Below are 14,016 nucleotides of genomic sequence, written 5' to 3'. Positions count from 1 at the left end.
GCAAACAAGGCATATTTCCGAACTAGCCCTGCCACCTAAGCTGACGGCCGTTACTGCTGCAACGGCCATGAAGATCACCAAGCTCACGACCTACCGTCTGGCGCCCCGCTGGATGTTCCTGAAGATCGATACCGACGCTGGCATCAGCGGCTGGGGCGAACCGGTCATCGAAGGCAAAGCCCGCAGCGTCGAGGCGGCCGTGCATGAATTCGAGCCCTACCTCGTGGGCCAGGACCCCGCCCGTATCAACGACCTGTGGCAGGTCATGTACCGCGGCGGCTTCTACCGGGGCGGGGCCATCTTGATGAGCGCCATTGCCGGCATCGACCAGGCCCTGTGGGACATCAAGGGCAAGGTGCTGGGCGCGCCGGTGTACGAGCTGCTGGGCGGCCTGGTGCGCGACCGCATGAAGGTGTATTCCTGGGTCGGCGGCGACCGCCCGGCCGACGTGATTCGCGACATCCAGCGCCTGCGCGAAGGCGGCTTCGACACCTTCAAGATGAACGGCACCGAGGAGCTCGGCATCGTCGACAGCGCCCGCAAGGTGGACGAGGCCGTGGCCCGCATCGCCGAGATCCGCGAGGCCTTCGGCCACGACATCGAATTCGGCATCGACTTCCACGGCCGCGTGGCCGCACCCATGGCCAAGCCGCTGCTGCGCGCGCTGGAGCCCTACCGCCCGCTGTTCGTGGAAGAGCCCGTGCTGGCCGAGCAGGACGAGCAATACGCCCGCCTGGCCGAGCACACCAGCATCCCGCTGGCCGCGGGGGAGCGCATGTACTCGCGCTTCGAGTTCAAGCGCGTGTTCGCGGCCGGCGGCCTGTCCATCGTGCAGCCCGACCTCTCGCACGCCGGCGGCATCACCGAGTGCCTCAAGATCGCTTCCATGGCCGAGGCCTACGACGTGGCCCTGGCCCCGCACTGCCCGCTGGGCCCGATTGCGCTGGCGGCCTGCCTGCAGGTGGACTTCGTGTCGCACAACGCCGTGCTGCAGGAGCAAAGCATGGGCATCCACTACAACCAGGGCGCCGAGCTGCTGGACTACATCGTCAACAAAGACGACTTCCGCATCGAAGACGGCTACATGCGCCCCCTGCCCAAGCCCGGCCTGGGCGTGGTGGTGGACGAAGACAAGGTGATGGCCGCCAGCCAGCGCGCGCCCGACTGGCGCAACCCGCTGTGGCGCCACGCCGACGGCTCGGTGGCGGAGTGGTGATGCCCCTGATCGGCCTGGACTGGGGCAGCACCCGCCTGCGCGCCATGCGCCTGGGCGCGGGCGGCGAGGTGCTGGAGCTGCGCGAGTCGGGCGCCGGGGCGTCCACGCTGCATGGCCGCGCCGATGAATTCGTGGCCGCGCTGGACGCGCTGGTGGCCGACTGGCACGCCCTGCCCGGCCCCGTGCTGGCCTGCGGCATGGTCGGCAGCCAGCACGGTTGGCGCGAGCTGCCCTACGCCGACTGCCCGGCCGACGCGAGCACGCTGATGCGCCTGTCGCTGAATGTGGACTGGCGCGGCCGCCCGGTGCGCCTGCTGCCCGGCCTGCGCTGCACCACCGCCGCAGGCGCCCCCGACCTGATGCGCGGTGAGGAAACCCAGGTGCTGGGCGCCCTGCAGCAGGCGCCCGCGCTGGCCGAGCAGGCCTGCCTGGTGCTGCCCGGCACGCACAGCAAATGGGCCCGGGTGCAGGGCGGCCGTGTGACCGGCTTCACCACGCAGATGACCGGCGAGCTGTTCGCCGTGCTGCGCCAGCACTCGGTGCTCGGGCGCCTGATGCCGGCACCAACCCAAGATGCACGCGAAACACGCGATGCCCACGAAGCTTTCAACGAGGGCGTGGCCGCTGCGCGCGACCATGGCGACGCCGGCCTGCCGCATCAGCTCTTCAGCGTGCGCAGCCTGGGCCTGGCCGGCCGCATCGCGCCGCCGGACCTGGCCGAGTACCTGTCGGGCCTGCTGATCGGGCACGAGCTGCGCGCGGGCCTGGCCTGGCGCGCGCAAAGCGGGCTGGGTGCCGCGCCGCTGCGCCTGATCGGCGAGCCGGCGCTGTGCGCCCGCTACGCCCAAGGCCTGGCCCTGTTCGGCGCGGCCGACACGCCGGTTTTGTCCAACACCGCACCGGCCGGCCTCTGGCGCCTGGCCCAGGAAGGAGGCCTGTGATGCGCCCCGCCACCCCCAGCCGTTTCGATGCGGCGTTCGACGCCCTGCCCCTGGTGGCCATCTTGCGCGGCGTGAAGCCAGCCGAGGTGCTGCCCATCGGGCAGGCGCTGCACGACGCGGGCTTTCGCCTGATCGAGGTGCCGCTGAACTCGCCCGACCCGTTGGACAGCATCGCCCGCCTGGCGCAAGGCCTGCCGGCCGATGCGGTGATCGGCGCCGGCACGGTGCTGGACACCGAGGCCGTGGCCCGCGTGCAGCAGGCCGGCGGCCAGCTCATCGTGATGCCGCACGCCGACACCCGCATCGTGGCGCTGGCCAAGGCGCGCGGCCTGTTCTGCGTGCCGGGTGCGGCCACGCCCACCGAGGCCTTCGCCTGCGTGAACGCCGGCGCCGACGCCGTGAAGCTGTTCCCGGCGGAGCTGGTCACGCCGCCGGTGGTGAAAGCCCTGCGGGCGGTGCTGCCCAAGGCGCTGCGGCTGCTGCCCGTGGGCGGCATCACGCCAGCCGGCATGGCCGTGTACCGGCAAGCCGGCGCCCAAGGGTTCGGCCTGGGCTCAGCGCTGTACGCGCCGGGCATGGACGCGGCCGAGGTGGGCCAACGGGCCCGCGCCTTCGTGCACGCCTGGCAGGCGCACTGACCCGCGCCTCACGCCCCACAGCACCAAGAACACCAAAAACACCCGGAGACCTCCATGAACCGCCTCCTGACGCTGTGCGCCGGGCTGACGCTGGCCGCCACTGGCTCCACGGCCGGGGCCGACACGCTGCTGCGCCTGGACGCCCGCGCCCCTGCGGCCGCGCCCACCACCGGCCACGTGCAGCTCGGCACCGCGCGCAGCCCGCAAGGCCACACGCTGGCCATCAACAGCCAGTACCTGCTGAAAGACGGCCAACCCTGGCTGCCGGTCATGGGCGAGTACCACTTCAGCCGCGCGCCGGCCGCACAGTGGGCCCACCAGCTGCGGCTGATGAAGGCCTCGGGCGTGGATGTGGTGGCCAGCTACGTGTTCTGGAACCACCACCAGCCGCACGCCGGCGCGTTTGATTGGCGCGGCAACCGCGACCTGCGCCGCTTCGTGCAACTGGCCCAGGCCGCCGGCCTGCACGTGGTGGTGCGCCTGGGCCCCTGGGCGCACGGCGAGGCGCGCTACGGCGGCATCCCCGACTGGGTGGTGGACGCCATGCCCACCCGCAGCAACGACGCCGAGTACCTCGGCCACGTGGAGCGGCTCTACGCCGAGATCGGCGCGCAGCTGAAGGGCCTGCTGTGGAAGCAGGGCGGCCCGGTGATCGGCGTGCAGCTGGAGAACGAATACAACCTGCGCGGCCCGGGCCGCGGCGAGGCGCACATCAGCACGCTCAAGGCCCTGGCGCTGAAGGCCGGCCTCGACGTGCCGCTCTACACCGTGACCGGCTGGGACGGCACGGTCTACCCCTCCGGCGCCGTGACGCCGGTGTTCGGCGGCTACCCCGACGAGCCCTGGGCCACCAGCACCCAGGAGCTGCCCCCGAAGGAAACCCACGCCTTCCGCTTTGACACCCGCGTCAGCGGCGACCTCGGCGCCCAGACCCAGGCCCACGCCCCGGGCACCGCCGAGACCGACAAAGACCACGTGCCCTTCCTCGGCGCGGAGTACGGCCCCGGCCTGCCCGCCATGTACCGCCGCCGCACGCTGGTGTCGCCCGACGACATCGCCGCCATGCTGCCGGTGCAACTGGGCTCGGGCGTGAACCTGTTCGGCTATTACATGTTCCACGGCGGCCGCAACCCGGTCACTGCGGCCGGCACGGGGCTGGAAGAAAGCACGCTCAGCGGCGGCTACAACGACACGCCCCGCATCAGCTACGACTTCCAGGCCCCGCTGGGCCCGGACGGCCAGCAGCGCCCGGTGCTCACCAAGCTGCGGCCCTTCCACTACTTCCTGCAAACCCACGGCGCCCAACTCGCCACCATGACGGTGCGCGCGCCCGAGCGCACCCCGGCCAACCCCGCCGACCTGCACACGCCGCGTTGGGCCGTGCGCAGCCAGGGCGACCGCGGGTTCCTGTTCTTCAACAACCACGTGCGCCAGTACCCGATGCCGACGCACCCGGCCGTGCGCTTCGAGGTTCAACTGCCGGGCGGCACGGTCACGCTGCCCAGCCAGCCGGTCGACCTCCCGAACGGCGCGTACTTCATCTGGCCGCTGAACCTGGACCTGGACGGCGTGCCGCTGCACTACGCCACCGCGCAGCCGGTCACGCGTGTCGATGCGGGCGATCAGGGCATCGTCCATGTGTTCGCGTCCACACCGGGCGTGCCGACCGAGTTTTCGGTGCCCGACGGCCTGCGGCATCTGCCGCCCGAAGGGGGGCTGGTGGGCCTGGGCAGCGCGCACGGCCGCAAGGTCCGCGTGCTGGTACTGCCGCCCGAGCAACTGGCCCAATTGCAGGTGCTGGACCTGGCCGGCAAGCGCCGCCTGGTGTTCAGCGAACAACAAGCCTGGGTGGCGAATGGCCAATTGCAGCTGCGCGGCCCGGCCACGCAGCCGCTGCGCGCCTCGGTGTTTCCGGCCCTGCCCCACCCCAAGGCCGCTGGCCTGCAGGTTCGCCAAGACATGTTGATGCAGCACCTGGAGCTGCCCGCCACCCGCACCGCCGACCCGGTGCTGCAGGTGCAGGCCACCCGGGCGGCGGGCACGGCGCCGCCGGTGCTCAAGGGCGGCCTGGCCGGTGCCGCGGTGCAGCCCGTGCCCGAGGCCTTTGCCACGGCGGCCACCTGGGCGCTGCGGCTGCCGCGCACCGCGCCCGCCCGCACCGAAGATGTGCTGCTGGAACTGGACTTCGTGGGCGACATCGGCCGCTTGTTCGCCGGCACGCGCCTGCTGGACGACTGGTACTACAACGGACAAACCTGGCAGATCGGCCTGAAGCAGTTCGCCCTCAAGCCCGGGGCCACCTTGAGCCTGAGCGTGCTGCCGCTGCGCGCCGACGCGCCCATCTACATCGACGCCGCCCACCGCCCAGCGTTTGCCGCCGGCCAAACCCAGGTGGCCGACCTGCGCAGCGCCCGCCTGCGGGCCGTGCGCCAAGGGGCCATCACGCCATGAGCCTGGCCCTCTTCAGCACCTCCTCGCTGGGCCTGGCCCTGCCGCAGGGCGCCACGCTGGGCGAAGGCCTGCTGTGGCACGCCGGCCGCTGGTGGTGGACGGACATCGAAGCGGCCACGCTGCATGCCTGGCGCGTGGGCGACGAAGCCCCCCGGGCCTGCCGCCTGCCCGACCGGCTGGGCAGCTTTGCGCACTGCCGGTCGGGCCGCGTGCTGCTGGGCCTGGCCAAGCGCCTGGCCCTGGCCACGCTGGACGACGGGCTGCAACTGAGCCAGCTGCACACCCTGGCCCCGGTGGACGCCGCCGAAACCCGCACGCGGGTGAACGACGGCCGCACCGACCGCCACGGCCACTTCGTCTTCGGCACGCTGAACGAGGCCCCCGAGCGCCGTGCCATCGGCAGCTTCTACCAATACTCCACCGCACACGGCCTGCGCCGGCTGGCCCTGCCGGCCGTGGCCATTGCCAACAGCATCTGCTTCAGCCTGGACGGCCGCACCATGTACTTCTGCGACACGCTGACCCAGCGCATCCAGCAGTGCGACTACGACGCCGACACCGCCCAGGTGGCGCACATCCGCCCCTTCACGGCGATGGACCGCGCCGATGCCTGGCCCGACGGCTCGGTGATCGACGCCGAGGGCTGCCTGTGGAATGCCCAGTGGGGCGCCGGCCGTGTGGCACGCTACGACCCGCAAGGCCGGCTGATGGGCGTGCTGAACGCACCGGCCGCCCACGCCACCTGCCCCGCCATCGGCGGCGAGCGCATGGACTGCCTGATGCTGACCACGGCGCGCGCTGAACTGGGGCGCGACGCGCTGGCCGCGCAACCCTTGTCCGGCAGCCTGTTTGCGCTGACCCTGCCCGAGGCGCTGGGCGTGCCCGACACCCTGTTCCAAGACCAAGAAGGAGACACCCCATGAACCTGCCACGACGCACCGCCCTGGCCCTGACCCTGCTGGCCGCCTCCTGGAGCCTGCACGCGGCCGAGCCCGTGAAGATCGGCTTCCTGGTCAAGCAGGCCGAGGAACCCTGGTTCCAGGACGAATGGCGCTTTGCCGAGCAAGCCGCCAAGGACAAGGGCTTCACCCTCGTGAAGATCGGCATCCCCAACGGCGAAAAGATGATGGCCGCCATCGACAACCTCGCCGCGCAGAAGGCGGTGGGCTTCGTCATCTGCGCGCCCGACGTGAAGCTGGGCGTGGCGGTGAACCGCGCGGCCAAGCGCCACAACCTCAAGGTGATGTCGGTGGACGACCAGCTGGTGGACGGCGCCGGCAAGCCGGTGGCCGACATTCCGCACATGGGCATCTCGGGCTACGAGATCGGCAAGCAAGTGGGCGCCGGCCTGTTGGCCGAGATGAAGGCCCGCGGCTGGAAGCTGGACGAGGTGGGCGTGCTGCGCGTGGCGTTCGATCAACTGCCCACCGCCAAAGACCGCACCCTGGGCGCGGCAGATGCACTGAAGGCGGCTGGCGTGCCGGCGGCCAACATCGTGGACGCGCCGCAGGCCAAGACCGACACCGAGAGCGCCTTCAACGCGGCCAACATCGCCTTCACCAAGAACGGCAAGTTCAAGCGCTGGGTGGCCTTCGGCCTGAACGATGAAGCCGCGCTGGGCGCGGTGCGCGCGGCCGAGGGCCGTGGCATCAAGGCCGACGCGATGCTGGCCATCGGCATCGGCGGCAGCCAAACCGCAATGAACGAGTTCACCAAGGCCACGCCCACCGCGCTGTTCGGCACCGTGCTCATCAGCCCCAAGCGCCACGGCTACGAAACCGCCGCTGCCGTGTACGACTGGGCCACCACGGGCAAGGCCCCGGCACCGCTGACGCTGACCAGCGGCGTGCTGATGACCCGCCAGAACCAGGTCGAGCTGCGGCGCCAGATGGGTTTGTGACATGGCCGCCCTGCAGTTCGATCAGATCACCAAGACCTTTCCCGGCGTCAAGGCGCTGAACGGGGTCAGCTTCGAGGCCCGGCCGGGGCAGGTCATGGGCTTGCTGGGCGAAAACGGCGCCGGCAAAAGCACGCTGCTGAAGATCCTCGGCGGGCAATACAAGCCCGACGGCGGCCGCCTGCTGCTGGACGGGCGGGAGCACCGCTTCAGCTCCGCAGCCGATGCCATCGCCGCCGGCGTGGCCATCATTCACCAAGAGCTGCAGTACGTGGCCGAACTGACCGTGGCCGAGAACGTGCTGCTGGGGCGACTGCCCACGCGCTTCGGCCTGGTGGACCACGCGGCCGCGCGCCGGCAGGTGGCCGAGCAGTTGGCGCGCATCGGCGTGGACCTGGACCCCGCCGCGCGGCTGAGCGAGCTGTCCATCGCGCAGCGCCAGATGGTGGAGATCTGCAAGGCCGTGATGCAGGACGCCAAGGTCATTGCCTTCGACGAGCCCACCAGCAGCCTCTCGCACCGCGAAACGGACATCCTGTTCCGCCTCGTCAAGCGCCTGCGGGCCGAAGGGCGCACGCTGATCTACATCTCGCACCGCCTGGAAGAGCTGTACGAACTGTGCGACGCCTGCACCATCTTCCGCGACGGCCGCAAGATCGTGACGCACGACGTGATGGCCCAGGTGCCCCGCGAGCGGCTGATTGCCGACATGGTGGGCCGCGAGCTGCAAGACATCTACGACTACCGCCCCCGCGCCCACGGCCCCGTGCGGCTGGAGGCCCGCGGCCTGCACAGCGCGCGGCTGCCTGCGCCGTTGAGCTTTGCGGTGCGCGGTGGCGAAGTGCTGGGCTTCTTCGGCCTGGTGGGCGCGGGCCGCAGCGAGCTGATGCGCCTGCTGTACGGCGCCGATGCACGCCGGGGCGGCGAGGTGCTGCTGGACGGGCACGCGGTGCCCAGCGCCGGGCCTTCCGCGGCGATTGCTGCGGGCATCGTGCTGTGCCCGGAAGACCGCAAGGAGCAGGGCATCCTGGCGCACGCGTCAGTCGCCGAGAACATCAACATCAGCTGCCGCCGCCACGGGCTGGCCGGTGGCATCTTCCTGCGCCATGGCCAGGAGGCGCAGCGGGCGGATGCCTTCATCCAGAAGCTGCGCATCAAGACCCCGAACCGCGAGCAGGAGATTCGCCTGCTGTCGGGCGGCAACCAGCAGAAGGTCATCCTGGCCCGCTGGCTGGCCGAGCCCGGGCTGAAGGTGCTCATCCTGGACGAACCGACCCGCGGCATCGACGTGGGCGCCAAGAACGAGATCTACAAGATCATCCACGACGTGGCCGCCGCGGGCTGCTGCGTCATCGTCATCTCCAGCGAGTTGCCCGAAGTGCTGGGCATCGCCGACCGGCTCATCGTCATGCGCGACGGCCGCATCAGCGGTGAACTGCCGCGCGACCAGGCGAACGAAACCGCCGCGCTCGCCCTGGCCCTGCCGGACGGCGCCCCGGCCGCCGCCGCCGCCGTTCACTGAGCCCCGCCATGCACGACGCTCACACGCCCACCCATCCTGCGGCAACGCTGCCCGGGATTCCCTCGCCGCCTCCCATGACCCCGACCCCTCTCACCCAACGCCCCGCCATGAACGCACCCGCCCGAGCCCTGCTCAAGGAACACAGCATGACGCTGGGCTATGCCCTGCTGTTCGGGGTGCTGGCGGCCACGGTGGAGAACTTCTTCTCCGGCGCCAACATCGTGGGTCTGCTGCTGTCGGTCGCGCAGATCGGCATGGTGGCCTGCACCATGATGCTGTGCCTGGCCTCGCGCGACTTCGACCTCTCGGTGGGCTCCACCATCGCCTTCGCGGGCGTGCTGGGCGCCATGGTGCTGGAGCGCACCGGCAGCGTGGCGCTGGCCGTGGGCAGCGGGCTGCTGGCCGGCGCGCTCATCGGGGCGTTCAACGGCGTGCTGATTGCCTACCTGCGCGTGAACGCACTGATCGCCACGCTGGCCACCATGCTCATGGTGCGCGGGCTGGCGTTCATCGCGTCTCAGGGCCAGGCCGTGGGCATTGCCGATGAAGGCTTCATCAGCTTCGGCGATACCCCCTGGCTGAACCTGCCCCTGCCCATCTGGCTGACGGTGGGCTGCTTCCTGGTGTTCGGCGTGCTGCTGAACCACACCGTGTTCGGCCGCAACACGCTGGCCATCGGCGGCAACCCCGAAGCCGCGCGACTGGCCGGCGTGAAGGTGGAGCAACTGCGCGTCTGGATCTTCCTGCTGCAGGGCATCGTGACCGCCCTGGCCGGGCTGGTGCTGGCCTCGCGCATCACCAGCGGCCAGCCGAATGCGGCCACCGGGTTCGAGCTGGATGTGATCTCGGCCTGCGTGCTGGGCGGCGTGTCGCTTCAGGGCGGCAAGGCGCGCATCTTCGGCGTCGTCATCGGCGTGCTGATCATGGGCACGGTTGAGAACGTGATGAACCTGCTCAACGTGGACGCGTTCTACCAGTACCTCGTGCGCGGCGTCATCCTGCTGGCGGCGGTGCTGCTGGACCAACTGAAGACCCGTGGTGAACGCCGCGCATGACGCAGGGCCCCTCGCCCCAGGCAAGCCTTGGGCGGCCCCCCCGAGCGGACGGCGCTCGACCCGCGAAAACCACTGAGATGCCTATGCAACGTCGTACCTTGCTGGCTGCCGCGCTGGCCAGCGCGCTGCCCGCCCACGCAGCCAAGGCCCCGCTGCTGGCCGGCGGAGACATCTCGGCGCTGAGCTGGATGGAGCGCGCCGGCGCGGTCTACCGCGACCGGGACGGCACGCCGGGCGACTGCCTGGCCCTGCTCAAGCGCTACGGTCACAACATCGTGCGCATCCGCATGTACGACCGCACGGGCCCCGGCACCGGCCAAGACGGCTGGTACTGGCCCGAGGGCTCGATGGACCTCGCCGACGTGCTGCGCCTGGCGCGCCGGGCCAAGGCGCAGGGCATGCAGATCCAGTTCACGCTGCACTACAGCGACTTCTGGACCAATGCCAAGACGCAAGAGCTGCCCGGCACCTGGCGCAAGTCCCTGGCGGACCTGCCCGACGACGCGGCCCGCTTCGAGCGCCTGGTGGCCCTGGTGGAGGCCCGCAGCCGGCGCGTGGTGAAGGCATTGGTGGACCAAGGCACGCCGCCCGAGTTCGTGTCGCTGGGCAACGAGATCGAGGCCGGCCTGCTCTACCCCTGGGGCCGCACGAGCGACTGGCCGCGCCTGGGTGCCTTGCTGAAAGCCGGCTACGCCGGCGTGAAGGCCGCGCACCCGCAAGCGCAGGTGGTGCTGCACCTGGACGACGGCGGCAACGAGGCCAAGTACATCGACTGGTTCGACCACGCCCGCGCGCAAGGCGTGAGGTGGGATGTCATCGGCGCGTCGTACTACCCGTTCTGGACACAGAAAAACGTCAGCCAGCTGATGCGCTTCTGCGACACCCTCTCGGCCCGCTATGACAGCGACCTCCTCATCATGGAGGCCGGCTTCAACTTCGCGCCCCTGCGCCAAGACGGCTGGCCCGGCCAGCTGGAACACAACGGCCCCTACCCGGCCCACATGAGCAGCCCCGAGGGCCAGCGCGACTTCATGGCCGAGCTGCTCGGGGCCTGCAAGGCCCACCCACGGGTGCTGGGCGTCCTGTATTGGGACCCGATCTTCATTGCCAATCGCAACGTCGGCTGGGCGCTGAAGGAAGGCACCGGCGAGCCCGGCCCCAACGTCGTCTCCAACACCACCTTGTTCGACTTCAAGGGCCGGGCGCTGCCCGTGCTCGACATCTGGAAGCAGTACACGCAATGAGTTCACGTCTGCAGGGCAAGGTCGCCCTCGTCACCGGCTCCACCCAAGGCATCGGCAAGGCCATCGCGCGCCTGTTCGTGGCCGAAGGGGCCAAGGTCATCCTGAACGGGCTGGGCGCCGCCGCCGAAGCCGATGGCGCCGCCCTGGCGGAAGAGCTCGGCGAGGCCCACGCGCTGTTCATTCCCACCGACATCGCCGACGAAGCGGCCGTGCGCGCCATGGTGGCCCGCGGCACCGAGCGCTTCGGCACCATCCACGTGCTCATCAACAACGCCGGCATGAACGTGTTCACCGAGCCGCTGGCCATGACCACCGCCGACTGGCAGCGCTGCTTCGCGGTGGACCTGGACGGGGCGATGCACTGCAGCCGCGCCGTGCTGCCCGGCATGCTGGACCACGGCGGCGGCAGCATCGTGAACATCGCTTCGGTGCACGGCCACCGCATCATCCCGGACGCGTTTCCGTACCCGATCGCCAAGCACGCACTCATCGGCATGACCAAGGCGCTGGGCATCCAGTACGCCGCCCGGGGCGTGCGGGTGAACTCCATCTCGCCGGGGTTGATCTTGTCCGAGCGCGTGGTGGAGTGGCTGGAGAGCCTGCCCCCCGAGGAGGCCCGCCGCCAGACGGAACTGCTACCCTGCAAGCGCATTGGCGAGCCCATCGAAGTGGCCTACACCGCCCTCTTCCTGGCCAGCGACGAAGCCCGCTTCATCAACGCGACCGACATCCTCATCGACGGCGGCCGCTCCCAGCTGTACCACGAGTAACCCCGAACCCGCGGCATGTCCGACCCCCGAGCCAACCGCTTCGTCCGCTCCCACCTCAAGACGCGCCACCTGGTGCTGCTGGTGGAGCTGGGCCGGCACGGCTCCATCCTGCATGCCGCGCAGGCCGCCCACCTGACACAGCCCGCCGCGTCCAAGCTGCTGGGCGAGTTGGAGCACGCCCTGGGCGTGCCCCTGTTCGAGCGCCTGCCCCGCGGCGTGCAGCCCACGCGTTATGGCGAGGTCATGATCCGCCGCGCCGGGGCCGCGCTGGCAGAAATGGATGCGGCGCACCAGGAGCTGATGGAACTGCAGTCGGGCCTGTCAGGCCGCGTGGCCGTGGGTACGGTCATGACGCCCTCCACCAGCCTGTTGCCCGAGGCCATACGCCGCCTCAAGCAAACCCATTCACGCGTGCAAGTTGCCATCACGGTGGACACCAGCAAGCTGCTGATCCAGAGCCTGCGCAAGGGCGAGCTGGACCTGGTCATCGGCCGCATCCTGGACGCCGAATCCGCCGCCGAGCTGAACTTTGAGCCGCTGACCGACGAGCCGCACAGCCTGATCGTGCGCGCCGACCACCCGCTGATGCAGCGCAAGCACCTGCGACTGGAAGACCTGGCCGCCGAGGCCTGGATCATGCCGCCGCACGGCAGCATCCTGCGCGACCGCCTGACCGCGCTGTTCCTGTCGCACGGGCTGGACCAACCCGTTGAAACGGTGGAAACGCTGGCCCTGCCCGTCATCACCCACCTGCTGATGGGCAGCGACATGCTCGTGGCGCTGCCCGAAGAACTCGTCCAGCCCTACCTGGACGCCGGCCAACTGGCCGCGCTGCGCTTCGACCTCGGCCTGCGCATGGACGCCTACGGCATCGTCACCCGCCGCAACCACCAACTCTCCCCCGGCGCCGAAGCCACGCTGGACACCTTGCGGCAGGTGGCGCACGAACGCTACCGGGCGCCGGGTCGGCGCTGAGGCCTCCGAAGCCGGGCCGCCGGGTTGCGGGGCGCTTGGCCTGCCGTCACGCACCAACGCCGTGGACCGGCAGCTGCATTCGGTGGTTTGGGTGCCCTGGCGTCTCAGTGAGGATGAGACGAATCAGTCGTCGCAACCGGGGCCGCGGACTTCCTTGATGGAATCCAGCTTGAAGGCCAGCAAGCCGCCATTACCAGTGCCGTCAGTCTGAACCCACCCGTAGTTCGAATTCGGTGCGCTGAGGCGCTTGATATTGAATTGGTGCGGGATAGCCGTGCCCTTGAAGACGCGCTTGCCGGCAGGCGACGCAAGTGTGAAACCCAAGCTTCCGACAGGGAACGTGGTGCCGTCCAAGACGATAGGTGCTCCATAGAGGCTGATGCTCGCGCCATCGCTGCCACCGAGGTTGGTGACATCGGCGTAAAGCTTTTCGGCGACTACGGTGTGGCGATTGACGCTGAGCTTGACGCGAGACGCAAACACGTAGTTGGCAACGCCATAGGCCGACCCGTCCGTGGCACCAATCGACACGGCGGGGCTCTGCGCGTCATCGAACGAGAACTCAACCCTAACGCTGGCGTTCAATGGCGCCATGGGCAGGGCTTCGGTGACATGACCTACGGCCACGTAGTGGCGCCATTCGGCATGGGCGCTCGCAGACAGCGCCATAAGGACCACCGCCAGCGGGGCAAGAACTTGTTTCATTGAATCTCTCTGGACTGTTGATAGGCCGGCACCCTCGTTCGAGTACGGCTCGGCGGCCGCTAGTGTCTCTGCGGCTCGATGCGCGAGCAACGCACGAACCGGGGGCATGGTTGATGGTGATGTGCGGGCTGAATCAGAACGGCCATCCCAACTGTCCGGCCTTCGTGGCGTTTCGGAAGCAAGCCGAATGGCCCCTGTCTGAAGCTCGGCGTTGCCCCACAAAGTCCGGATCAGCCGTGGTGGCGCAATACGCAGCCCCTTGGACGCCCTATGCGTCACTGAACCGCTGCAAAGCAGTCGATGGTGAATGTGCGCAACGCGTATGAAGCTGTCAGTGCGACCTGATGGCGGACCCGCATCGGATACAGCGCCAAAGCCGCACGCTGCAGGCGAGTGGGCCTTCAACGACGGGGCACGACCAGGGGCTTGTGTGTGGCGTCGCTGCGCGCCACGACCAAACCGAGAGCAACGCGCGAAGCGCGATGCCGATCAGCGCAAGCGCTGATCGAACTGTTCTGACCAAAAATAGTCGTAAACACCACCCCGCACAAAACCTAGCGATCCCATGTGGCGATTTACGCACATGACCCTGCGAAGTCGAA

Annotated in this window: 12 protein-coding genes; 11 read left to right on the top strand and 1 reads right to left on the bottom strand. The window is 69.7% G+C overall.

Annotated elements, in window-relative coordinates; genetic code table 11:
* The first annotated feature begins 67 nt into the window (after nt 1–67).
* The 11 genes from dgoD (at nt 68) to ACG01O_RS00255 (ending at nt 12,709) form a co-directional block, all read left to right on the top strand.
* Entirely contained in the window at nt 68–1,216 is a 1,149-nt protein-coding gene (gene dgoD, locus ACG01O_RS00305) for a galactonate dehydratase (protein WP_394379858.1), read from the top strand.
* Entirely contained in the window at nt 1,216–2,157 is a 942-nt protein-coding gene (locus ACG01O_RS00300; protein ID WP_394379855.1) for a 2-dehydro-3-deoxygalactonokinase, read from the top strand. The genes dgoD and ACG01O_RS00300 overlap by 1 nt, the downstream gene beginning before the upstream one ends.
* A complete protein-coding gene (locus ACG01O_RS00295; RefSeq protein WP_394379853.1) occupies nt 2,157–2,795 on the top strand; it encodes a 2-dehydro-3-deoxy-6-phosphogalactonate aldolase in 639 nt (212 codons plus the stop codon). Before ACG01O_RS00300 ends, ACG01O_RS00295 begins: the two co-directional genes overlap by 1 nt.
* Nucleotides 2,796–2,849: 54 nt before the next feature.
* A complete protein-coding gene (locus tag ACG01O_RS00290) occupies nt 2,850–5,246 on the top strand; it encodes a beta-galactosidase (RefSeq protein ID WP_394379851.1) in 2,397 nt (798 codons plus the stop codon).
* Entirely contained in the window at nt 5,243–6,169 is a 927-nt protein-coding gene (locus ACG01O_RS00285; RefSeq protein ID WP_394379849.1) for an SMP-30/gluconolactonase/LRE family protein, read from the top strand. The genes ACG01O_RS00290 and ACG01O_RS00285 overlap by 4 nt, the downstream gene beginning before the upstream one ends.
* Nucleotides 6,170–6,171: 2 nt before the next feature.
* Nucleotides 6,172–7,146 (top strand): arabinose ABC transporter substrate-binding protein, encoded by a 975-nt coding sequence (locus tag ACG01O_RS00280; RefSeq protein WP_394382449.1) that lies wholly within the window; start codon nt 6,172–6,174, stop codon nt 7,144–7,146.
* Nucleotide 7,147: 1 nt separating this feature from the next.
* A complete protein-coding gene (gene araG, locus ACG01O_RS00275; RefSeq protein ID WP_394379846.1) occupies nt 7,148–8,665 on the top strand; it encodes an L-arabinose ABC transporter ATP-binding protein AraG in 1,518 nt (505 codons plus the stop codon).
* 146 nt (nt 8,666–8,811) lie between these two features.
* Nucleotides 8,812–9,720 carry an L-arabinose ABC transporter permease AraH gene (gene araH / locus ACG01O_RS00270; protein ID WP_394382447.1) on the top strand — a complete coding sequence of 303 codons (909 nt, stop codon included), beginning with the start codon at nt 8,812–8,814 and terminating at the stop codon, nt 9,718–9,720.
* An 83-nt stretch (nt 9,721–9,803) separates the two neighbouring features.
* On the top strand, nt 9,804–10,964 hold the full coding sequence (locus ACG01O_RS00265) for a glycosyl hydrolase 53 family protein (protein ID WP_394379844.1): 1,161 nt from the start codon (nt 9,804–9,806) through the stop codon (nt 10,962–10,964).
* On the top strand, nt 10,961–11,734 hold the full coding sequence (locus ACG01O_RS00260; RefSeq protein ID WP_394379842.1) for an SDR family oxidoreductase: 774 nt from the start codon (nt 10,961–10,963) through the stop codon (nt 11,732–11,734). Before ACG01O_RS00265 ends, ACG01O_RS00260 begins: the two co-directional genes overlap by 4 nt.
* A gap of 15 nt (nt 11,735–11,749) precedes the next feature.
* Nucleotides 11,750–12,709, top strand: coding sequence for a LysR substrate-binding domain-containing protein (locus tag ACG01O_RS00255; protein WP_394379839.1), 960 nt, complete (start codon nt 11,750–11,752; stop codon nt 12,707–12,709).
* 123 nt (nt 12,710–12,832) lie between these two features.
* On the opposite strand, the gene ACG01O_RS00250 is transcribed toward ACG01O_RS00255, so the two are convergent.
* Nucleotides 12,833–13,414, bottom strand: coding sequence for a hypothetical protein (locus tag ACG01O_RS00250; RefSeq protein ID WP_394379836.1), 582 nt, complete (start codon nt 13,412–13,414; stop codon nt 12,833–12,835).
* Nucleotides 13,415–14,016: the final 602 nt, after the last annotated feature.

Source organism: Pelomonas baiyunensis, from assembly GCF_043555935.1.
GTDB classification, from domain to species: Bacteria; Pseudomonadota; Gammaproteobacteria; order Burkholderiales; family Burkholderiaceae_C; genus Pelomonas; species Pelomonas baiyunensis.
This window is presented reverse-complemented; position numbering and strand designations above follow the sequence as displayed.